This is a genomic window from Vibrio sp. YQ_11 (assembly GCF_043103065.1).
Lineage (GTDB): Bacteria > Pseudomonadota > Gammaproteobacteria > Enterobacterales > Vibrionaceae > Vibrio > Vibrio parahaemolyticus.
Genome location: NZ_JBICJM010000048.1, coordinates 54,939 through 77,108 on the forward strand (window position 1 = coordinate 54,939; position 22,170 = coordinate 77,108).

Here is a 22,170-nt window from a genome sequence, read left to right on the forward strand (position 1 = left end):
TCTGACAGCATGATATGAATTACGTAGCAAAAGCCCATTGAGGAAAAAGCACTATGCGATCAGGTTTGCAAACTGATATGAAAAAGCCGCCAGATGGCGGCTCGGTTCACAAACTTAATTCGTTGATTTAATCGTCTTTAGTGAAAGCATCTTCACTGAAGTGATCCAGATCGTAAGGCGTTTGTTGGTATACGCAGTAGTTGAGCCAGTTCAAGAACAGCAAGTGTCCGTGGCTTCGCCAACTCGCAATGGGAGGGTTGTCTGGGTTGTTGTTCGGGTAGTAATTGACCGGAATAGCTGGCTCCATCCCTTCACCCAAATCCCGAATGTACTCATTGTGAAGAGTGTGCGAGTCATACTCTGGATGGCCGGTAACAAAAACGTTTCGCTTGTCTTTGGTCGTTGCCAGATATACGCCCGCCACATCGGATGTGGCGAGAATATCTAAGTCAGTATGTTCTTCTAAAAAGTGTGGCGAAAAATCGGCATAACGCGAATGGGGCGCTAAAAACGTATCATCAAACCCACGCAAAATAGGGTGGAATGGATTATGAATTTGGTGATGATATACACCGGAAAGCTTTTCTTTACGCGTTTTTTTCGGCAAGTCATACAACAACTTTAAGCCTGCTTGCGCCGCCCAACACACATACAACGTCGAGGTAACATGGTCTTTCGCCCATTCCATAATGGTTTTTAAATGATCCCAATAGATCACATCTTCAAATTGCACCAGACCAAGTGGCGCACCAGTGATGATAAGACCGTCGAAATTCTTCCCTTTTACCATCTCAAACTGACGGTAAAACGTATCTAAATGCTCGGTTGGTGTGTTTTTGCTTGGTCGATTATCGATGCGCAGTAGCTCGACGTTTACTTGCAATGGACTGTTTGAAAGGAGGCGAAGAAACTGCGTTTCTGTTTCGATTTTCTTGGGCATCAAATTCAGAATCAGTACTCGTAAAGGACGTATTTCTTGACTCGCGGCACGAGTTTCGCTCATTACAAAGATGTTCTCTGTCCTTAGTACATCTGAAGCAGGTAGTTGATCTGGAATTCTAATTGGCACGACTTTCTCTCCCTAAGCTTAGTCAATCTAGACGTCTATACTTCTAAAGCTAACTTAAATTGAAATGGATGTCGATACGAAATGTGACTTTAGCCAAGGTTATTTCAAAACACTGATAGCAGAAGATAGCGACGCATATTAGATAGTATGGGAAAGGCACAGCAAAGCAGCCAGCAATTGTGATTAAAACAGGGTTTCTGATGAGACGAGGTTGAAACGAGGTGACTATTATTTGATGCGCATTATGCGATCAAGTTAGTATACAAACGTGACTTGAATGTAACTTAGTCTCTAAATCGTGAGCCATACTAAAAACTATTCGCTCGCTCAACCCACGTTGTGTGCGGTATTTGGAGACATCGTCAGTGGAGGACATTATGTTCGGTATTTTTAAGAAAAAAACGAAAATTCAGAGCATTGCTCAAGAGGTTCCAAGCGTGTTGTTGCGTTCGTTTGGCGATAAAAACACTTACGTTCCCGATGAAATTGATCAGGCACTTCAAGAGCTTGGCTATGACAAACAGAAAGATCTGAATCATCATTATTACGCGTATGGCATGTTCGCAAGCGAATCATGTTACGAGCAACTAGGCTTAACTGATGAGCTTGGGAACTACGGCCATTTTCAGCGCGAAGTCGGCAAAATGCTTTTGAATACACCTGAGCCAATAGACATGCATATCTACTTCGAAATTTCTCAACAGTACCAAAAAGAAGGCAAACGAAATACCCACTAGAGCGCGTGGGATTGCAAGCATGCTTTGCATGATTTTTAGACAAAATATGTAAAAACAAAAATCCGCGACAGGTAACTGCCGCGGCTTTATTCTATTGCGTATTTCGGAAAAATTAGCTTGCTAATGCTTCGATTAGTTGAGCTTGAGAGCGAACTTTTCGATTACGATACATCACCGCCGCGATAGCTGGCAAACTGAATGCGATGAACCCCAATACGAGTGCATACGCGCCCGTTTCTGCGCTGATACCTGCTGGTACGTCGAACGACACCACGATAGTGATCATGCAGCTAATTAATCCTAAACCAGCCACCACGCTCATTCCCACTTTACCGCCAGGGACACGAAATGGTCGTTCGATGTCTGCGTGTTTGCGTCGTGACACCAAAAAGCTAATAAAGATACACACGTACATCACCATGTATAACTGAGTCATTAAGATGTTCAGCAGCCACATACCTTGATTAACGTTTGGAACCAAAATAAACACTAAGGACAACACGCTAACGATAGCCCCTTGCAATAAGAGTAGGGCGACAGGTGCTTGGTTTTGATTTTCTTTCGACAGTGCGATTGGCATAAACTGGTCTTTCGCCGCCACATGCAGGCTCTTTGTCGGTGCAATAATCCAGTTGTTCAAGCTTGCTAGCGTGCCAAACACAATCGCCAAAGCTATCACAGGCAGCATGAACGAGAGGTTCAAATCATCAAAGAAGGTTTTGAACGCCAAGATCACACCTTCGCTTAAGCTGGCGTGATCGCTTGATACCACCGATGAAATTGACAGCGAGCAAGCTGTTAAAGAAACCAAAATCAGCGCCGTAGAAGCTAAGAGTGCTTTTGGATACGCCTTTTGTGGATTTTCTACTTCACTTGCATATGAGGTGGTAATTTCTAAACCAGTCAATGAAAGCACTACAGCGGTGAAACCTGCCCCAATTCCATCTTGAGAGAAATCGGGTAGCCAGTCAGAGACATGACTAAGGGAGATATGAGACTCACCCGGATTGGTATATGCCCAGTAACCACCCAAGCCAATGATCAGCAAAATTGGGAAAATGAGCCCTAGAGTGCCAAACACGTTTGTGATCATCGATGACAAACGTAAGCCGAATATATTTACCAATGTTAGCGCCCAAAAAATCACGTTAATCACGATTAACATGAAAATATTATTCTGCGCCAGTTCTGGGAAAAATGGGTAGGCACCTGTAGCGACAATGAAAGAGATCAGAGGCGGGTAATAAACGATATTTTCCGCATATTGATACCAAACGGTCGCAAAGCCGAAGTTAGGTCCAATCGTTTCTTTTCCCCAAAGATAGACGCCACCCTGTTGAGGGTAAGTCGTGCTTAGCTCGGCACACACTAAAGCCGTGGGAACGAAAAAGCATAAACCAGCAAGTAAAAAGAAAGAGATGGCATGACTACCAAATAAGGCGGCACCCGGTATGTTTCTGATGCTATCAACGGATGTAACCGTAATCATGATCACAGAGAAAACACTGAGTTTAACAGCGGACTTGGCGATATTGCTCATTCGATACCTTTAATAAACGAGCCACGAATTCATGGTTGGAAAACCCGCGTGCTACAAGTAAGACGCGCGTATTGTAGGGTTGTTATAAACGGCGGGTATATAGCGAAAAATGGTATGTATTTACCCAAAAATGAACCGAAAACTCAGTGATTTATTTATAAGCAATATAAACGTTTGCGTTAGTGTATTGGCGCGCAAAAAGTAAAAGAGACACACAACAAACTGCCATAGGTTGACCTTCACCTAAGGGTAAGCGTTAAGCTAAAGGGAACGAAAATCGTTAAGGAGAAGACAAATGGGGTGTTGTAATCAAGCGCCAAAAGGTGGAACAGGCAAACCATCATACTTAATGTTAGTTATCGCTGGATTGTTTGCGGCTATTTTTCTGATCGCCGCTCTTTGGGGGTAATACGAAACCCAAGGTATTGTAAATACACGGTTATGTTTATCCAAACTTTATGAAAGGCGGGTGGATTTATTTCATCAGTAGATGGTAATGTCCGAGCTCGTCTTTGGTGTTTTTGCACGCCCAACATATTCTTGTAAAGTTCTTATTGTGTAGTGTGTCGAAGAACCATAGAATCCGCGCGCTTTAATTTATGTTATTAGCGTTATCAATGATAAAAGTGCTTTTTATTATCATTGTTTCTCCCACTTATAGATGCTCGCATCTGAACATTTCATACATGAATAAATACAAAAAGCCTGAATTTAAGGCTAAATTTCTTTTACCTCGTTATTGGGGTACGTTAACTCTCATCGGCGTGATGTACTCATTGAGCCTTCTTCCTTTTAATGTTCAATTAGCACTAGGACGCGGTATTGGCCGTTTAGCCATGCGAATAATGAAAAAGCGTCAAGTTACGATACGGCGGAATCTTGAGCTTTGTTTTCCTCACATGGGCGAATCTCAACGCGAGGCGATTTTAAAAGATAATATCGACAACTCCGGTATTGCACTCTTCGAAACAGCGATGGCATGGTTTTGGTCAGATAAAAGAGTCAGTAAGCACGTTACGATTAAAGGAATGGAGCATTTAGAAGCGTTAGAAAAGTCCGGTAAAGGTGCCTTAATGTTGGCCGTCCATTCAATGAACTTGGAATTAGGAGCTCGCGCATTTGGCATTCAAAAATCTGGGACGGGTGTCTATCGACCAAACAACAATCCGTGTTTCGACTATTTCCAATACAAAGGCCGTTCTCGTTCTAACCGTACGTTGATCGATCGTAAAAATGTCAAAGCCATGCTTGAAGCACTCAACTCTGGCGAGCGTGTTTGGTATGCGCCGGATCATGATTACGGAAACAGACGTTCGACGTTTGCTCCGTTGTTCGCGGTTAAAAATGCCTGTACAACAACGGGCACTAGCTTGTTAGTTGATAATACAAATTGCGCAATTGTCCCATTTACGATGGTCAGAGGCGAAGATGGGCATTATACCTTGACGATTGATGCGCCAGTGGATGGTTTTCCAAAAGACGATCCCGATAGTGCTGCGGCTTTCGTTAATAAAATTGTTGAAACATCTATCATGGCAAGCCCAAGCCAATACATGTGGCTCCACCGACGTTTTAAAACTAGGCCAGAAGGTGAAGACTGCTTGTATAAACCAAGACTTGTCCCTGCAATGGATATCAGTATTTAAAAAGAAAAATGCCCAAGGAGCTGCGTTCCTTGGGCATTGACTTTCTTGAGTCTAAGCTCAGCAGTTATAGGTAACGACTTTTTAAGTGGGCTTGGAAGTGTTGAGCATTAAGCGTTTCTCCTGTTGCTTGTTTTACGAGCTCATCGGTCGTTAACAAGCTGCCTTTGCTCCAAATATTGTCTGATAGCCAAGTAAAGATAGGTGAAAGGTCACCACTTTGAATTACGCCATCAACGTCGATAGTCTTCTTCATCGCTGCCATAAATTGTGCCGCGTACATGGCTCCTAGTGTGTACGATGGGAAATAACCAAAAGAGCCGTCTGTCTAATGTATAGTGATAACTTGCATTTTATGGTATGGTGTAACTATGAGAAAAGTATACAGTTATATGCGCTTTAGCCGCCCAGAGCAGGCTAAAGGCACATCAATCGAACGCCAGTCGAATTTCGCTGAGCAATACGCCCTTGAGCATGGCTTAGAGCTTGATAAGAGCTTAACCATGATGGACAAAGGGCTTAGTGCGTTCCATGGCGTGCATAAGACTAAAGGCGCGTTTGGTCAATTCTTAGCAGCAGTAACGGCAGGCAAAGTTCCGTCTGGCTCAGTGTTGGTGGTTGAGTCATTAGATCGTTTAAGTCGTGAAGACCCGTTGATTGCTCAAGCTGCGCTCACCGATTTAATATTGTCTGGTATAACAGTCGTTACAGCCGCAGATAATCAAGTTTATTCTCGGGAAGAGATTCAACAAAACCCATTCAAGTTAATCATGTCCCTCGTTGTGATGATTAGGGCAAATGAAGAGTCTGAAACTAAACAGCGACGTTCTAATGCTTTCTTAAAGAGTGCGTTGAATCAATATCAAGCAAATGGAAAGGTTCAACGACTCGGTTCTGATCCTAGTTGGCTTGATTTCAACAAAGACAATGACACGTATTCGTTTAATGAACGGGTAGAAGTGATTCGTCGAATTCTTAATCTGTATAATCAAGGCATTGGTTCTTTAAAGATAGCTAGACAACTGACAGAAGAAAGCATACCAACATTATCAGGTAAACGAAGTGCATGGGGACAGACAACAGTCGCCAACATCGTTAAGTCTCATGCTCTATATGGAATGAAGCGAATTAACGTTCAAGGTGTTGAGTATGACCTTGAAGACTTCTACCCAGCGTTGATTACAAAATCAAAGTGGTTAGCGTTACAACAACATAGAACTAAACGAAGTAAATCAATGCATGGTCGAGGTGAGGTTGTTCACTTGATTACTGGTCATGGCAAAGGGTTTACAACTTGTGGTTATTGCGGTGGTGGGTTAGGTGCTCAAACTCAGAAGCAATATAAACGCTCGGGTGTATACAGTAAAACCGTTACACGATTGCATTGTTTAACGCATAAAGAAACAAGTTCATGTTGTTCGTCTGTGTTTCTTGAGCCAATAGAAAACGCGGTATTGTTTGCTGCATGTATTGGTGTTGAACCTCAATCTTTAGTGCCTACAGTTAACAATGTTAACTACTCTGCTTTAATCGACGAAGTAGACAACAAAGTTAAACATATTGTCGAGCAGGTTACAGCAGGTGCACCTTGGGATTTGTTCAAAGATGCTCACAACAGACTGAAGTCGGAAAAACAAAAGCTGATTGAAGAACGCGATTCACAGAAGCCAGATGTTAATCAAAGTGATGTTCAGAAATGGGTGAACAAGCTGGTGGAATTGGCTGATAAAGCACGAGCGAATGATAAAGAAGCCAGATTGAAATGTAGAACGTTAATCAGCAGCATTTGTAAGAGCATTGTGATTAAGTTACGGGGTCATGATTTAAAATCAGAGCCAGTAGTTACGATTACATTTGTCACTGATGAGCAGTTTGAATTTAAAGTCGGCAAGAGTGGAGCAGTACAGTTTGTTGATAATGGTATGGCAGTCAACAGAAGACTAAAACCACTACTAGCTTAGTATGTTCATTGGTGATTTGAGAGGGAAGCGAAAAGCTTCCCTTTTTGGTTTTGAATAGGGCTACTCAAACAGCGAATTGGCATCGGTGTCTAACACGACACAAAAATCCCTGATCATCTCGTCAGTTACTCGAATCATTCCGCTTTCAATCTTGGCAAGCTTACTGCGCGTCATTTCGATGCCGCGCAAGCTACATTCTCGCTCAACGTCAGCTTGAGACCAATCCCTACTTAACCGTATCTCTTTGATTCTAATGCCAGTAATGTTCTTTTTTTCTGTGACTTGGTTCATGATTTAATCTGCACCGTTATGGGTGCAAATAGAGTTACATATAAGATAGTGCTTCATTGCACCCATACGGGTGCTTGTTGCTTTTATTTTGAGGATGTTATGAGCAAAAAAGTAAAACTAGGCGTAGTCAGTGCGCTATCGGTAGCTGTATTGACAGGCTGTCAGTCAACGGGGAGTCAATCTACTGCACAACCAGAACCTTATTCTGGCGAAATGACTCGCACAGAAGAAACGAACTTACTTCGATATAGAGACACGGTTGATATAAAAATCAATTGGGATATCAACAAATTCCCAGATGGGAATAAATGGTCTCAAATGAGTAAAGGGTTTAAGTTGTCAGAACCGTTATCATTTGAATTTCCACTCACACAGATATTGGATTGTGGAGAGCGTAACAACGGTCTCAATACTCAAAAAGGAACGTTAACGATAACTAAAGCAGAAAGCGTCGAAAAAAGTTCGGCTACAAGAGTTCATGGTTACGTAACTAGTGATGAGTTTGATGTGTCGGAGTGTTCAGCGACAGTTGAATTTATGGTTAAAGATACTTCTCGTAAGAAAGGACTTATTAGCTTAATAGCAGAAGGTCCTGATCAAAAACCAGCATACGGTACAGGCTTTGCGCGAATAGTTTACCCCAAACTGAAAGAGATGAAAGAAGAGGTATTAGCTGAAAGATATAACGCCGTTATTCAAGGACAAAAACAAGAGAAATTAGCTAGTTGGCACGTTCAAGAATTGACCGATACGGCTCAAGCTATTGGTATGATTGAAGTCTGCATGGAAAAAGGCACTTACTTTTTGCCAAATGATCGAAGAGCGAAGAGGTTGATAAATGAATCAGAATCATATGCAAAAAATGACATTCACTCAAAAGTGACTGGTAAGCATTATTGGGACAGCTCAGTCTATAAAAAACAACGTCGCGTAGGGTTAATTGCAGCTAGAGATATGTGGGAACATAGCTACTTAGAGTTCTCAAATATGTGTGCGGCTTTTCGAAATGCTGCTGATTCGGTAGCAAACAATTAATAGTCTAATGATGTTTATTTGAAGGGAGCAGATTGCTCCCTTTTTCGTATCTCGTTAACCCATAAATAAAACAATAAACGGTTAAAAATAACGGGATAACGGAACAATGGCATTATTTAACTCACAAACAGCTTCCGAAGCTGGTCGCAAGTCTAAACGCACATCGGCAAAGAAACTAATCATCGATTCAACACTTGACGAAGAAGAACTAACTAAGAACGCTTTGAATGGCGATTACGGTGCAGTTACTCAAAGGCAAGTGCTTTTGATGTTGATTCAACATCACCTTAAACATAAAGACCGATTGTTAAAGCAGTCAATCGACGAACAAGATTTAGTCAGTGCGGCGTATTTGAAGACACTGGATCGACAAGATCTCGAAGCGATCATGGAGTCACACAATGCTTAAGCCAGTTAAGAAAGTACAGCAAGACTCTGAGTTAAATCATAGTGAGCTAACACATACACAGCTATTACGAGAAGTTGGCTCTTTAGATGAATATCGCCGTGAGCAGTTAAAAGACCAAGAATATCAAGAAGCGGCAGATCAACGACTCAACGCCATTCGAGAAAAGATGAAACAACATGAGCAAACGCGTTTGGCTTCGCAAGAACAAGCGTTGCTTGAGCAATCAGAGCGTGAACGTAAACGAAGAGAGGTACTTGAACAGCTAGGAGGTGGAAATGAATAAGATACTAGCAGGGCTGTTGGTTATTATCATGCCGTTGGCGATCTCGAACATTTCATTTTCCAACAACTATGGTCAGTTGAACTCGACTCTTGATACCTTGGCAACACAACAAGAAGTGGTGTTGGAGAGAACAGATATCATTCTTGATGACATTGATCTTGTAAAGGCAACGACGAAACACAATGGCGAGCGAATTGAATCACTTGAAAGACTGCTTGCCGATTGAATCAATAGCCCTCTTGGATATACGGGGCTTTTGTGTGTTCATTTGACTACTGTCTAAGAACACATTCGAATGAATACGGTAACTGTATTCATTACGGTTGCTTTTTCCATTGAACACAGCCTAATGTAGTCTCATCTACAGTTAAATGAATACAGCGAGTGAAATATGAGCAAGGTTGGCTATGTTCGGGTATCTACGGTGCAGCAGAATACAGTGCGACAACTTGATGGTGTTGAATTGGACAAAGTGTTTACCGATAAATGCAGTGGCTCAACAGCTGATAGGGTAGAGCTACAGAGATTGAAAGATTACGTACGGGAAGGTGACACAGTTGTGGTTCATGACATCTCACGTCTTGCTCGTGACATGAAAGACCTATTAGGTCTGATTGAGTTCTTCAATTCTAAGTTGGTAGCTGTTCAGTTTATCAAAGAGAATATGCTTTTCAGTGCGGATCAAAGTAACCCAATGAATGAGTTGTTGCTGAACTTGCTAGGGTCTGTATATCAATTTGAGCGTCAAATGCTACTTGAAAGACAAGCAGAGGGTATAGCGAAAGCAAAAGCGGCAGGGAAGTACAAGGGGCGTACAGCAACAGTAGATAAGCAAGCGATATTAGATTGTCTTGAAAGCGGTCTATCTATTCGTAAGACCGCACAGCAGCTAGGTATTGGAGTTTCTACAGTTCAGAGAGCGAAAGCCAAATCAATGCAATAATATCAACCCAATTTCATATAAATGAAATTGTTTTTAATTCTAAATTGCTGAAAAATAATAATAAAAAATATTTTTCAATTTATTTTGTTTAGAACTCAAGATTTGCAGGTTAAGGTATATACACGTCACAAGGAAGTGCAAAAACGTATATTAAACAATAACTTAAAATGAGAGTTCTACAATGTATATTAAACAAGCACAGTCACTCGACGATATGCTTCTTTCTGATTCAAATAAGAAACAGCTACAGATTATCGCCAAAATGAAAGGCTTCTTTCTGATTCACAGTAATAGCACAGGATCAGGCAAGTCGCTTGCAGCAAAAATAGTCGCTGATTCGATTTCTGATTCAGCATTATTTATCGACGCTTCATGCGCACAGTCAGCTAAGCAGATCGACAATTTAGATAGAAAATTAGCGATGAATGATCTATCGAATTGCTCGCCAGTCGTTGTCATTGACGAAATTGATAAACTGAGTTCGCAAAAACTGCAAGCAATATCATCAGCTTATAATAAGTTCTCAACGCGTACTAATTGCGTAGTCATCATGACAGCAAACGCTATCGATAAAATTCCCGCTAACTTACTGTCACGAGTAAACGGCATAGATTTTAATCAGTCAGATAACGAAGAATTAGTAATTGCTAAAGTAGCAGGAATTGTTGATAAAGAAATCGAAGATAAGCAATTAAATAGCAAGTTTATGCAAATTATTCGCATGATTCTCAGTGCCTCGAACGGTGATATTCGCAAAGTCTTTGCATACACAGAGAAGTATCTTCTCACTCGTGAGATTGACAAAAATCCGCTTATTTCTTCAGGCTATTAAGGTGGTGTTACATGAATGTTGTTAAATTAGATGATTTTATTGAACAGTCAGAGCTACAAAGTATTGCAGAATGCACTGATAGTCTTCAGCTTGTAGAGAAATATTTCGAGCAATCTGATATCAAATGGGGCTTCTGCCGCTTCACGAAAGATAAGATGACACTTACGCCGAGTGAGCTTAATGCCGACTTTTTTCTGTGGATGCAGCGTAAAAAAGTCGATGAATCGTTTCACAAGCTTCGATATGTTAAAGCTGCGTTAACGCAGTATGACGTAAATATGTACGATGAGCTGATTGATCAGCTTCGAGAACGTTTGAAATATGATGAAACGCTCTCTGATGAGTTTGTGAAGCTGAAAAAATATGCACAATTCAGTGATGATGACATACTAATTTTCAAGTCTTGGGTTTGGAATGTTAAACGTACAATTAACAAATTAGAGAAAGAGCAAGTGCCGATGCCGCTTTTGTTCGCTGTTGAGCAGCGCTTCGGTAAGAGCACGTTCAATCAAAAACTGTATGAGCCAATCGCTGAGTTAGCGTTGAGACGTGATGTTTCTAGTATCAAAGACACATTCGGCAACGGCTTGTGGCGAAAGCTGCTTGTCGTTGATTTTGATGAGATTTCTTCGATCAATACGTCAATGATCGCTAAATTCAAAGAATGGTGTTACGCAGATAAGGTCGCTATGCGAAATCCGAACACATCGACGATATTGCAATTTGAGAAAGTAACAAATGCGATAGCATCAAGTAACGTAGATGTTAGCGATATTTTAAAAGACTCAACAGGCTCGCGTCGTATTTGGCAAGTTAACTTGAAAAAGCCGCTTTTCGACGCATTAGAGCACGTAGATTTTGAAAAACTGTGGCGATGCGTCGATGAAAACGCAGAATGTCCACTGTACGTAGACAATCATATTGAGCGAATTACACAAATTCAGTACGAAACTCAGCGTTGTCGTTCATCGGTTGAAATCTGGCTAGATGAATTTCGTGAAACTAATGTTACAGAAGAGCATAAAGCGATAGATTTATTCAGGTTGTATGACTCATGGCGTAAAGTTCACAAAGAGAAAAGCTTGTCGAACACTGAATTCGGCAAGAAAATTGTACAGCTCGGGATTGAACGACGACGCAAAAGTTCAGGCAATTATTACTTTTTTGATGTGTAAAAAGTGATTTAGCAACTATACATACTATACACGCTCTACACGCTTAGTGTAGGCGGTGTATAGAGTGTATGGTTACGCAGCTATTTTATCTGAAAATTGCGCTCTCATTTCTGAGGCAAATGCTTGTAGCCTAAATCGAGCACTCGCTGGCAATTCTATTTGTGCATAGCCACATATATCTTTGATGGTTGCAAGCGCACAACCATTTTGTATTGCATAATTAAACGCCTCAGCAATATTGGCAGAACAAGGGTTAGATCTTAGTGCCTCAATAGGGTGCTCTTGCTCAACCTTATTGTCTGCACAGAGTCCTGATGGATTTGTAACTGAATCATTAGTCGATAAAGTTGAATTGTTTGCTATGTCAGCTTGTTGTTCAGGCATGGGAATGTTGATTGTTTGTTGCTGCATTTCACATTCTATATCCCACTCGTCTAACTCATACTCACAGCCGATGAAATCGTAATCTTCTACCGTGACTCGCCCGAAAGCTTCCCCTTGAATATCAGCATCATATGTTGCCAAAAATGTGTATTGAATTTTACCAATTGAGACCGCATACAAGTAAGGTTTGCCGTTTTTCATGATGAGTAACCCTGCACTTTGTTCTGCATTCTTTCGTATTTTTGGATATCGGATGCCGCAAGTATAGAAATCGGGCTTTTTAGTTCTTTTATGACCTGATGCGCTAATTACTGGCTCACGATTTTGCTCAATAAGAGAATCAAAAAAGCGGCGTGTTTCTGCGTAAAATTCTTGATGTTGCTTTTGTGCTCTTTCTGCTCGTGACATGCCGCGATAATCCGGTGCTTTAGTATTGAAGTTCAGCCAGAGAGTTGATTTTTCTGAGATACATTCGCGATCAAGTGATAGTGCTTGAATTTTCACCGTTAAATCGGATGACGTATTACAGTTGGCATTTCGGTTATCATAAAGGCAATGGGTGAAGCCCGATACGTGATCTTCCGAAAGGTTGACGGTACGGATGAAGTGATGAGTTGTTTTTGAATTGGAGAATTCAATATATGGGATAGATGTTTCCATGAGTTATTCCTATGTCAAAGTTATATATTCAGCTCGCCAAAGCTGAAGAGCGCAAAGAGGTGCACTGTTGGCGCAGTGCAAAAACCTGACAAGGAAGTAGTACGTTGAAAACATACGCACCTCTTTGCGCTCTCACATATATTTATATTTCTGGAATAAAGGGATCTGGTGAAAGTTGTAGAAACAGGCAACTTTTTATTCACCTACGTCGTACTTGTTAATAGCAAGGAAATGAACGTAAAGAACACAAAGAATGTACTGAAAGCAATGAAGTTGATGAATGTACTGAAAGTAATGAAGTCAATGAAACTAATGAAGATAACGACAAAAATTGTCGGTATCGGAGCTTCAACGCTTCGCTTTCATGGAGTTGATGGTACTTGTAGTTCTTTGGATAAGTATCAACTGGTAGACTAAGAGACTGCTACGCAGTCACCGTCTTGCGATAGCACTACGTGCTACCGGACAGTTTAGCTTTTGATTGCTTGTTGGTTATCTTTGACTTGTATAGCGCAAGCTAGATGCGCTTCAGTGCGATTTCAAACGGTTTAGTAGTACGGCTTTGGTCGAATGAGTCTTTAACGTCGTTTAGAGTTGGTTCTAGACGTTAAACTGCTTTCCACATGGATTTGCCTTGCACAAATACGGTTGAATCTGTTGATTCACCTCAATCGTAATATCTCTTGTTTTGTTGAGCAGCTTCGGCTGCTTTTTTTTGTTTGCTAAATACAACAAACGAACGAGAGGTAAATTAAAATGCTTTGTCCAAGCTTGCTGTCCAGTCAAAATATCGATCCCGAAATTTGTCTTTCAAATCAACAAATCGACCGTTCTTATTTGGTTGAACGCATCTGGGATCAAATCTACGCAACCGATCAAAAAAGAAAGAGTGGTTTAACTGATAACGATTGCCGCTACTTTGACCGACTCTTAACGGCTATCAAAGAATGGAACCAAGAAGAATTACTAGAACTTGCAGATGCAACGCCTAGCGAGTTCAGAAAAGAAATGCGAGGGTGGTAGACATGCTTGTGGAATCAATCAGAGCCGTGACACATGAACCAACAATTCGCTTTAAAACCGACGTAACAGAAGCGCGTCAACGAGTCGTTAAGCTTGCTGTTTCTGAAGTACGCAAGAAAGCCGAACAAGGCGAGACCGTTGCAGTGTTGACACTTGACCACATCGTAAACGCTAAGTATCAGCTAGTTGATTGGCTAAGGTCGTATTTCGAGAAAGAGGGCTTTCATTTTGAGTCCAATTCAACACCAGAGCGTGTAACTGTCTTTATCAAATGGTAGGGGCTGCATGGCACAGTATTGTTCTGTGACGCTTACGGTATAATGTTTTATTTCAGATGGTTATGGTCATTTTAGATGGTATGCTAGAGCTAAAGCACACAATAGAGTAAATCATCGTCATGAACAGCTAAATCATTTATAAGGAGCATACCATGGACTTTAACTTGAAATCGCTTGAGGGCAATTGGGACAATGGGTTCTCGCTAGATAAGCACAAGATAAAAAGCATCTATACCGGTGATAATGAATATGGTCACCCGACTTTTGATACTCTTCGGACAGACGCTGGTGAAGCACTGTATCAATTGAAATACAAAAGCGACTTTGAACAGTGTAATGATATTGCCCAAAGCATAGCGGAGAATATTGTACCGCGTTTGCCTGATATTTCTTTTATCGTAGCTATGCCACCCTCAAAGACCAGAGCTAAGCAACCAGTAGTCGAAATAGCAAATGCGCTATCAAATCTGATTGATAGGCCTTGTATCAATAATATCATCTTCAAATCTAAAACCACTCCTCAGATGAAAGACATTGAAAATCGAGAGGATCGTATAGCTACTTTACTTGACGCCTTTGAAATCGACCTCAAAGTAGTTGATCAATGGTTACCATCTACAGGTTATAACGTATTGATAATTGACGATCTCTTTGATACGGGCACGTCTCTTGAAGCTGCAACACAAAAGCTGAGGGAGTGTGATAAGATCGCTGGGATTTTTGTAGCGACGGTGACTAGGACTTAGTAATGACAAAAGTGTTTATCTCGGGCTCAATGCGAATCAAGAACTTAGATGAAAATGTTAAGTACCGATTGGCGCATCTTATTGAGTCTGACTATGAAGTAATTGTTGGTGATGCTGATGGGGTAGATACATCTATTCAAGAGTTCTTTTTCCAACGCGATTACACCAAAGTAACCGTTTACTGTACTGGAGGTCAACCTCGAAACAATGTAGGTAGATGGACTGTTGTCAATATTGAAAGCAAAGCGTCGCCTGGTAGTAGAGACTTCTTTACAGCTAAAGATTTGGCTATGGCGAAAGATTGCGATTTTGGTTTGATGATTTGGGATACGAAAAGTACTGGTACGCTGAGTAACGCTATTGAGTTGCTGAGTTTAGACAAAAAATCTAGGGTTTACGTCAACAAAGAAAAGCTTTTTGTCAGAGTAACCAACGTAGAGGACTTGGAGCATCTTGTTTCTTATATGAGTGATTTTGCATTCAAGAAAGCTGACTCCAAAATTCGTTTATCTCATAAAATTGAATCAATTAAGCATCGTTCTGGTTCACTCTTCTAATTGAGTTAAGACAAGCGAGTTTACACTTGCTTGTCTTAACGAAGATGCTCGCTTCAATCTTCTTCACCCAATATCTTATCGATAGCTTGTCCTATCTGCTCAAATGAGCCATTCATTCGCGCCTTTCTCAAAGCCACTAAATCAGACAGCTTGCCAGTTGAGCTATTAAGAATTGAAGTTGCATCATGCTTTAACAAATCATCGGTAAAGTCAGACACGTTCATTTCTTCTTGTACTCGATCTAGTTCAAACAAGGCATTAAAAACAGCAAGTTGAGTAGCGACTTTCGAACCTAGTACAGACTTCTTCGCGACATCACGCGCTAGTTGTCCAACGTAGGTATCAGATACTGTTGCCGCCTTACTTCGCATCAACTGCTTTTCATATTCGATAGATTGTGCGAGAGAATTACAGTGAATAACCATCCAACGTAGTTCGGACAAGGCATCGGTAACACTTGTTGATAAGTAGTCGCTATTTGCAATTTCATCATCAATAGCGCGGCTATGTTGTTTAAAGCTCGTTAATTCAACTGGCTTAACAGTGATAGTTGAAATAGTTGTTTCGTTATACTCGGTTAGACGCTCAATATGTAGCTCAGCTTCGGCAAGGGCAGTCTCAAGTTCTTTGATTCGTTGTTGTTCTTTAGATACTTTCATCTTTACACCACTAAGTTACGTTGATTGATTCGAAGCCATTCACGGAAAGCGTGACTATCTGTTTTAACTACTGGTTTAGGCATACTAGAGTAGTGCTGACATTCGCGCATAAACTGGTCGAGGTGCTTGCCGTGAAGCAAGTACTTGATATCGTCTTGTAGTTCGTCCATTGAGCCTTTAGTACCTAGCCGTGGTTCAACTGTTGCAAGGTATTCAATTGATTTGTTTTTCAATACGTTGTCGAATTCCAGTTGATATGCCATAACAGCGTTTGGTGACTGTTGTTCAAGTGTTGCCAATCGACTAACAACGCTGTAAAGAAAGCCACTGTCCAGCGCCGAAGCTGCTTTTTTTAGTTCTTGGAAGTACATGTTTTAAATCCCATTTTTAATAATTATTGTCTTAGCCTTTGCTAACCAGTAGTTGGCAGCTATTAGATCTTCTCGTTGTGACACCGTAATGTCTTTACGTTCCAATTGACGTTGAACCCAGTTCTTGAATTGAGAGTTAGTGAACGTCATTTTCTCGCGGTCTAACGTTGTTCTGCCAACAGCCCATTTAGTCGAATCGTTGTGTTTGTCGAAGGCATATAAAACTCTAGATTCTTCTCTAGACTTCTTGAGCTGTTCATACTCGGCTTGTTGTCTAGCTTGCTTTAACTCATTTGAATGAGCAGAAAGAAGCGCTTCAAGTTCTTCTTCGTCTAACCAAGTATTCAGTCCACCAGCAACACGACAAGATGCTTGGAAGGCTTCTGGTGCTTGATACTGAATGGCGTCAAGAACAGCACTAGCAAGCCAACGATTTGAAGTGTCACGTTGAACGTGGTTCAAGTTAATCTGCATACCCAAGTACTCCTAAAAGTGCTTTAAATCGATTAACGTACTTGGTTACGGTGTTTCGTGAACAACCGTTCTCACGAGCTAGAGAGCTAATCGATTTAAGACCAAGACAAGACAATATTGCCAGTTCGGCACTGGCTATCTCATCAAACCGTTCTGGTCTGCCGCCTGCATTTTTCATGTTATTGCCTCTATGTTGTAAATTTAGAATTGCCGCATTTCGCACCAACTAGCGCGGCTAACTAGCAGGAATTGGAATCATTCGGTGCATGAGCAAGAGCAACTTTGCTTCATACAGTTATTTATAAAGAGTTTTTGAGCAGGTTATTGAGCATGAAAAAGCCCTCGACGTGATGCGAGGGCTTAAAGTTAGAGTTTGGCGTTGATGATGAACTGTAGTTGTTTACTAGCGGCTTCTACGTTGTCTATTGCTAGAAATGCCGCCGCTTTAGAAGTGCGGTCACAGAGCTTTTCTATTGCTTCAAGCTTGCGAATGGCTTCAGCGTATAGCTTCTTGTCGATTTTGCCAACATGAGCAAGTTTACCGCTTTTAGTGCTTGAACGTCGGTAGTCTTCTAGAGTCGTTAAAAACTGGCTGGTCATCTGCCTTGTTTGTATCGCAAGGGTTTTAAGCTGCTTAGATTGATTGACTTGGGCGTTGGTGCCGTTAACAACTGTTTTCGCGAGTTGTTGCAGTTCTTCAAATGAAGCAACAAGAGTAGTTGTATATGAGTTGATCTGGCGACTTAACTTAGTTGCTTCAATTGGCTCAAACAAGCTTGATAAAGCGCGTTCTAGAAGTAGTTTCAGTCTTTTGTTGAGTACCTTGCCTGTTTTAGCTGTGTTCTTTCTCAACCATTTACGAGTTGCTTGAAGTGTTCTCGATTCTGTTAGGTATTCGTCGAATGTCAGAGTAGTTGATGTTGGTTTCATGTAAATATCTCCCGTTTTGAAGATATTTATGATTGCTATTGTATGATTATAAAGTTAATGGCACTACTAGCTTTTTAGTAAGTAAGCCTTTTTAGGCTATATAAGTTAACGACATCGAATTCTTAGGTGTTCCTTAAAGTCATTGATGTATTTATTGAACTAGAAGACTGAATCATTGGTGACCATTTACAAAGTGTTAGAGAGCGGATAGGCAACGAAGGTGATCGCAAGGCAGTTTTAATGACGCACAGCGCGAAGAGATTAAACCAAAACTTGTTGGTGGGGCTTCGTTCTCAGCGATGGCGAGAGAATACCACACGAGTAGAGCCACAATTCATAGAGTTCTAAGCAGATAAAAAGTTGATAGCTAGACCTGTGTATATACAGGCCTAGTTAATATAAACTAGCGATTAGTTGGTTTAGAGTACTTTTCGATGACAATATCAACTTGTTTTATAAATTGTAACATATATTGTTCATTTATTTCCTTGGATTCTGTATTCTTCATGCTCTTTAATAAATCAACACAATCACTTTTTATTTCCAATCTGGATTTTTCTATTGTTTTGATATCTATTTTATGTATTACCATCCAAAGTAAATATATATCTTGAAGGGAGCGCTTAAAAGCAGTGATGTTTTTAACATTGAACATGTCATTTAATTCTGAAAGCTTGTCGTTAGAATCTCCGAGCAATAAATTTATTTTATCTATAAAAGTTTTAGTATTATTGATGCTGTCGACAAACTCATTTTTCTTCGCTGGATTAGAATCTAAGCTATTTAAAAAGTTTGATATTCCTGATTTGTTCGTTATCCGACTATTTAATCTATCTTGCTTAAGATAAAACTCTACGCCTTTAATCGGTGAGTTAGTTGATTCCAAATGATCAAGGTACGATAAAACAGTAATCATTTCTTCGTTTTCCATACGGTCGTTGACTCGATCTTTTTTTACAACTCTCAAATAAAACCAATCAATGTTGGCTTCAGTTATATCTTTTATTTTCTGAATAACATCCAGACTAACAGTAGAGTTCCACATCTCAAAAGAATTTTCTTTGATAGGATATGGCTTGTTATTTAGTCTGATAAACAAATCTACGGGTTTAAACGCGTTGTTTAGCTTATAATCTATTTCAATGATGTTTAGATCGAAGTCATATATTTTTTCGGATAAATTTTCTGGTAGAGCACTAAATTTAGAACCATTAAGGTCAGTCAGTATTTTTAATCCTTTCAAAGAAAAATTATTATTTTTTGAGTAATCTTCTTGACCTTTTTCATTTAAGTATTGTTTGCCCATAAAAGCAAGAATTGAAAGTAAGCGTTGTTGACCATCAATTACTTCTTTTACACCATCTTTATTTTTATAGATAAATATTGGAGGTAGATAAATACCAAGAAGAATGCTTTCTATAATGGAAGATGCTTTAGCTATACTAATTCTTTCTTGTCTTTGGTAAGATGGCCTTAACATATATTTGTTAGTGTTTAGATCAGATACTACTTCCTCAATTGGCTCTGATGACGGTTCCGGCTTTAATACTCTAAGTTTATCTAAAACATTAATTCTTTTTAATCCATCTTCTTCAGTTTGTTTCATCTCTTTAATCTGAGAGCTAAAGCCATCTTTTTTAATATATATACCAAAGTCAAAGTTGTATTTTTTACCAAAAAATGAGCTAGTATCTTCAAATCGTTTTACTATGCTGCCATAATAGTGAGCACCATCTAAAGAGTATAGGTGCAGGTTGTTTTTATAGTGTTCAATCAAGCTTGGGAATATATTATCGTCAATGATATACTCGACTCCTTCGCTTTTCATTATTTCAAAAGCCCAAAGCATACACTCATAAATAAGTTTATTATCTAAGTCTTCAATAAGCGATATCTTTTTATGGATATATATTACGTCTTTTACTGATGAAATGAAATTATTAAAATATATCTCGTTATCTTCGATATTGTCAGTAATAAATTCATAAAGTAGTTCTCTTATGTCTGTTCTACTACCACTGCCAGCATATGAATATATTGGAAAGTGAGATAACGTTATATATCTACGCAAAAAATCTGCAATTGATGAAGAAGTTACATCCGATTTTCTTTTCTTATTACTAAAGAAGCAGTTAATTATATCTACTACAGTATCTTTGTTCGATTCTAGGTACTCTTTTATCACAGTCGTTAAAGAGTCTTCATCGTACTTAGCATTATCTAATTCCATTGAGTTAATAGGAGTTATACCTGTGTTATATCTTCTAAATATTTCCTTTTTGATTTTGTCTTCTAATTCTAGAGATAACCTAGGCTCATTAACTACTTCAAATTCAAATAATCTAACTTTAGTGTTTAAGAAAGCGTCTTTAATTTCTGGATTAAGAGTGTTGAAGTTTTCATCTTGAAGAACTTTTAATTCCATTAACCCATGAGTTGTAAGCTTAAAACTTGATTCTTTGAATCTTTTTAGCGTTTCAAATCTTTGTCTGCCATCAATTACTTCAATGTTTTTACCTGATTTGAAAAAAATAAGTGGTGGGATATCGGTACCTAAAAGAATACTTTCTATGAAAAATGTAGCTTTTTTTGCATCCCAAACATAATTTCTTTGATAATAAGGTTTATAATTTATTCTTGATAGATTTCGCTCACTTAATAAGGTTTTCACAGATATAGTTCGAGTGTTAATTTTTAGATTGTTTTTAAATAACCTGTTAAATTCGTTTTCCATGTATGATGCCTTATTAAACAAAATCTTTTACAAAGTTGATATTTTTTTCAATGCTAATTTTAGCTAATATAGAATCGTTTGTCTCTACAATGTCAATGTGATCATTAGTTGATAATTCTTCAAAATGACTGTTTATTAGTCTGTCATAAAAATAATTTTCTATGAATTTTAACATCTTTCCTTTTTCTAAGCACAATTTAGTTTCAATGTCAAGTGAGCTATTGGTAATCTTAATTATTATATTTTCATCTGTATCTAATTCCATCTGAATCATAATTTTACCTATACTATCTATAGATAACTCAGATGAGTAACTTGGATTTTCTATTTCTAGATCATACATATAATGCCAGTTGGAACTTAAAAAACTATCTAACCAAGATGTAATAGAATGTCTTTTCATATTCACTGAGTTGTCTTCATCTAAAATAAACTTGAATTCAACTTTTGAAATTGGCATTAAATGTTTTAAAATGTTGTATTTTAAAATTAGAGGCCTAAAATTAACACCATAAGAAGAATGAGCGTTATAGTATATTAAAAATAACTCTTCTTCAGTAAATTGAGAACGAACTATTTTTGAATAGAAATATTTCTTTTTGATGTTTAAATCTTCTTGTTCATCAATAGTTTTATAAATTCGATAAATAGTCTTAAGATAATGGGAAATGTTGTCTTTATTTTTGTAATATATTTCTTGATATTTATTGTTTATTAATTTTATTTTATCTTTTGCTTCTGTGTTATGTATATCTAAAGAGGAAAGTTCCTTGTTAACTTTAGATATAAAACTTCCGCTTTGGCTGGCGATATCTTTACGAATCCCTATGTAAATATCAAGTAATGAATAAAAGTTTGACTCAAATTGCTGAACTCTAGATGTTTTTGCTTGTTCTTTTAAGGCTTCCCTTTGTTCCTCGAATACTTTTCGAGCCATTGCATATTCTTTTCGCTGCAGTTCCATTTCTTCTTTTTGGTAATTTAAAGCAGAAATTTGTTTTTCAAGTGCATTTTGGTTAGTTTGGATATCTTTACGCTGTTCGGTTAGTCCCGCGTAGAAAAGTATAACTCCAGCTAAAGCCCATAAAGAACCAATAACACCCCCTACAATATCTCCAAATTGTCCGAAAACGTCTGTTTTAATTGGAACATCAAAGTTGAACAATATAGATTTATAAGAAAAGGATAAGAGAAATACAATCAGTAGAAATACGCCTAAAAAAATTAGGACTTTAGAGAACCGCTCTGATACAAAAAAACTCACTATTATGCCTTATAGATCAATACTGGTACTAATTGTGCAGATAATACTGACATGCATTTATCCGAACTACAAGAAATCCTGTGAGATTTTGGATGTTTGATTATACATGTCAATCAATTCACTTTGAATTATAAGAAAGTGGGTGGGTGACGATGATGAAATTTTTAGGTCA

General features: G+C 39.0%; 25 protein-coding genes and 1 pseudogene. 14 read left to right on the top strand and 12 right to left on the bottom strand.

The annotated features are described in order from the left end of the window. Positions 1–127: 127 nt before the first annotated feature. Positions 128–1,069, bottom strand: a complete 942-nt coding sequence (metA, locus tag ACF8EG_RS18695) for a homoserine O-succinyltransferase (RefSeq protein WP_005464332.1) — start codon at positions 1,067–1,069, stop codon at positions 128–130. 377 nt (positions 1,070–1,446) lie between these two features. Between metA and ACF8EG_RS18700 the strand changes: the two genes are divergently transcribed. Next, positions 1,447–1,806, top strand: a complete 360-nt coding sequence (locus tag ACF8EG_RS18700; protein ID WP_005485673.1) for a hypothetical protein — start codon at positions 1,447–1,449, stop codon at positions 1,804–1,806. 112 nt (positions 1,807–1,918) lie between these two features. On the opposite strand, the gene ACF8EG_RS18705 is transcribed toward ACF8EG_RS18700, so the two are convergent. Continuing rightward, a complete protein-coding gene (locus ACF8EG_RS18705) occupies positions 1,919–3,346 on the bottom strand; it encodes an APC family permease (protein ID WP_069506919.1) in 1,428 nt (475 codons plus the stop codon). A gap of 686 nt (positions 3,347–4,032) precedes the next feature. Here ACF8EG_RS18705 and ACF8EG_RS18710 point away from each other — a divergent pair. Then, complete coding sequence (locus ACF8EG_RS18710; protein ID WP_025554150.1) at positions 4,033–4,992, top strand: LpxL/LpxP family Kdo(2)-lipid IV(A) lauroyl/palmitoleoyl acyltransferase; 960 nt, start codon at positions 4,033–4,035, stop codon at positions 4,990–4,992. A 64-nt stretch (positions 4,993–5,056) separates the two neighbouring features. On the opposite strand, the pseudogene ACF8EG_RS18715 reads toward ACF8EG_RS18710, so the two are convergent. Continuing rightward, a pseudogene (locus tag ACF8EG_RS18715) lies at positions 5,057–5,317 on the bottom strand (carboxypeptidase M32); the annotation flags it as partial. Between the two features lie 43 nt (positions 5,318–5,360). Between ACF8EG_RS18715 and ACF8EG_RS18720 the strand changes: the two are divergent. Further along, positions 5,361–6,950: a recombinase family protein gene (locus ACF8EG_RS18720; RefSeq protein ID WP_083135275.1), complete on the top strand. Its 1,590-nt coding sequence runs from the start codon at positions 5,361–5,363 to the stop codon at positions 6,948–6,950. Positions 6,951–7,010: 60 nt separating this feature from the next. Here ACF8EG_RS18720 and ACF8EG_RS18725 read toward each other — a convergent pair whose 3' ends face one another. Beyond that, positions 7,011–7,241, bottom strand: a complete 231-nt coding sequence (locus tag ACF8EG_RS18725; RefSeq protein ID WP_065787875.1) for a helix-turn-helix domain-containing protein — start codon at positions 7,239–7,241, stop codon at positions 7,011–7,013. Between the two features lie 99 nt (positions 7,242–7,340). Between ACF8EG_RS18725 and ACF8EG_RS18730 the strand changes: the two genes are divergently transcribed. From ACF8EG_RS18730 to ACF8EG_RS18760, 7 genes are all read left to right on the top strand, one after another. Further along, on the top strand, positions 7,341–8,276 hold the full coding sequence (locus tag ACF8EG_RS18730) for a hypothetical protein (RefSeq protein ID WP_065787876.1): 936 nt from the start codon (positions 7,341–7,343) through the stop codon (positions 8,274–8,276). 106 nt (positions 8,277–8,382) lie between these two features. Beyond that, positions 8,383–8,685: a hypothetical protein gene (locus ACF8EG_RS18735; protein ID WP_031847817.1), complete on the top strand. Its 303-nt coding sequence runs from the start codon at positions 8,383–8,385 to the stop codon at positions 8,683–8,685. Continuing rightward, positions 8,678–8,968 (top strand): hypothetical protein, encoded by a 291-nt coding sequence (locus tag ACF8EG_RS18740; protein WP_031847816.1) that lies wholly within the window; start codon positions 8,678–8,680, stop codon positions 8,966–8,968. Before ACF8EG_RS18735 ends, ACF8EG_RS18740 begins: the two co-directional genes overlap by 8 nt. Beyond that, a complete protein-coding gene (locus tag ACF8EG_RS18745) occupies positions 8,961–9,194 on the top strand; it encodes a hypothetical protein (RefSeq protein WP_031847815.1) in 234 nt (77 codons plus the stop codon). Before ACF8EG_RS18740 ends, ACF8EG_RS18745 begins: the two co-directional genes overlap by 8 nt. 165 nt (positions 9,195–9,359) lie before the next feature. Beyond that, complete coding sequence (locus ACF8EG_RS18750) at positions 9,360–9,911, top strand: recombinase family protein (RefSeq protein ID WP_031847814.1); 552 nt, start codon at positions 9,360–9,362, stop codon at positions 9,909–9,911. A 181-nt stretch (positions 9,912–10,092) separates the two neighbouring features. Continuing rightward, positions 10,093–10,743, top strand: coding sequence for an AAA family ATPase (locus tag ACF8EG_RS18755; RefSeq protein ID WP_025818065.1), 651 nt, complete (start codon positions 10,093–10,095; stop codon positions 10,741–10,743). 11 nt (positions 10,744–10,754) lie between these two features. Beyond that, positions 10,755–11,918, top strand: a complete 1,164-nt coding sequence (locus tag ACF8EG_RS18760) for a VapE domain-containing protein (RefSeq protein WP_083135276.1) — start codon at positions 10,755–10,757, stop codon at positions 11,916–11,918. A 72-nt stretch (positions 11,919–11,990) separates the two neighbouring features. Here the strand turns inward: ACF8EG_RS18760 and ACF8EG_RS18765 are convergent, their stop codons facing one another. Then, on the bottom strand, positions 11,991–12,962 hold the full coding sequence (locus tag ACF8EG_RS18765; protein WP_031847811.1) for a hypothetical protein: 972 nt from the start codon (positions 12,960–12,962) through the stop codon (positions 11,991–11,993). Positions 12,963–13,718: 756 nt separating this feature from the next. Between ACF8EG_RS18765 and ACF8EG_RS18770 the strand changes: the two genes are divergently transcribed. From ACF8EG_RS18770 to ACF8EG_RS18785, 4 genes are all read left to right on the top strand, one after another. Further along, positions 13,719–13,985 (top strand): hypothetical protein, encoded by a 267-nt coding sequence (locus ACF8EG_RS18770; protein WP_031847809.1) that lies wholly within the window; start codon positions 13,719–13,721, stop codon positions 13,983–13,985. A gap of 2 nt (positions 13,986–13,987) precedes the next feature. Then, positions 13,988–14,263, top strand: a complete 276-nt coding sequence (locus ACF8EG_RS18775; protein WP_031847808.1) for a hypothetical protein — start codon at positions 13,988–13,990, stop codon at positions 14,261–14,263. Positions 14,264–14,415: 152 nt separating this feature from the next. Further along, positions 14,416–15,009, top strand: coding sequence for a ComF family protein (locus ACF8EG_RS18780; protein WP_031847807.1), 594 nt, complete (start codon positions 14,416–14,418; stop codon positions 15,007–15,009). Positions 15,010–15,011: 2 nt separating this feature from the next. After that, positions 15,012–15,566 carry a hypothetical protein gene (locus ACF8EG_RS18785; RefSeq protein ID WP_031847806.1) on the top strand — a complete coding sequence of 185 codons (555 nt, stop codon included), beginning with the start codon at positions 15,012–15,014 and terminating at the stop codon, positions 15,564–15,566. 53 nt (positions 15,567–15,619) lie between these two features. Here ACF8EG_RS18785 and ACF8EG_RS18790 read toward each other — a convergent pair whose 3' ends face one another. From ACF8EG_RS18790 to ACF8EG_RS18820, 7 genes are all read right to left on the bottom strand, one after another. Beyond that, positions 15,620–16,225 (bottom strand): hypothetical protein, encoded by a 606-nt coding sequence (locus tag ACF8EG_RS18790; RefSeq protein ID WP_031847805.1) that lies wholly within the window; start codon positions 16,223–16,225, stop codon positions 15,620–15,622. A 2-nt stretch (positions 16,226–16,227) separates the two neighbouring features. After that, a complete protein-coding gene (locus ACF8EG_RS18795; protein ID WP_031847804.1) occupies positions 16,228–16,596 on the bottom strand; it encodes a hypothetical protein in 369 nt (122 codons plus the stop codon). Between the two features lie 3 nt (positions 16,597–16,599). Beyond that, complete coding sequence (locus ACF8EG_RS18800; RefSeq protein ID WP_029834025.1) at positions 16,600–17,070, bottom strand: hypothetical protein; 471 nt, start codon at positions 17,068–17,070, stop codon at positions 16,600–16,602. Beyond that, the gene (locus ACF8EG_RS18805) at positions 17,060–17,248 is read right to left on the bottom strand and encodes a hypothetical protein (RefSeq protein WP_031847803.1); all 189 of its coding nucleotides are present in this window, start codon (positions 17,246–17,248) and stop codon (positions 17,060–17,062) included. Before ACF8EG_RS18805 ends, ACF8EG_RS18800 begins: the two co-directional genes overlap by 11 nt. 188 nt (positions 17,249–17,436) lie before the next feature. Further along, positions 17,437–18,000, bottom strand: a complete 564-nt coding sequence (locus ACF8EG_RS18810; RefSeq protein WP_083135277.1) for a hypothetical protein — start codon at positions 17,998–18,000, stop codon at positions 17,437–17,439. Between the two features lie 403 nt (positions 18,001–18,403). Further along, positions 18,404–20,734 carry a DUF262 domain-containing protein gene (locus tag ACF8EG_RS18815; protein ID WP_083135278.1) on the bottom strand — a complete coding sequence of 777 codons (2,331 nt, stop codon included), beginning with the start codon at positions 20,732–20,734 and terminating at the stop codon, positions 18,404–18,406. A gap of 13 nt (positions 20,735–20,747) precedes the next feature. After that, entirely contained in the window at positions 20,748–21,998 is a 1,251-nt protein-coding gene (locus tag ACF8EG_RS18820) for a putative phage abortive infection protein (protein WP_083135279.1), read from the bottom strand. Positions 21,999–22,170 lie beyond the last annotated feature (172 nt).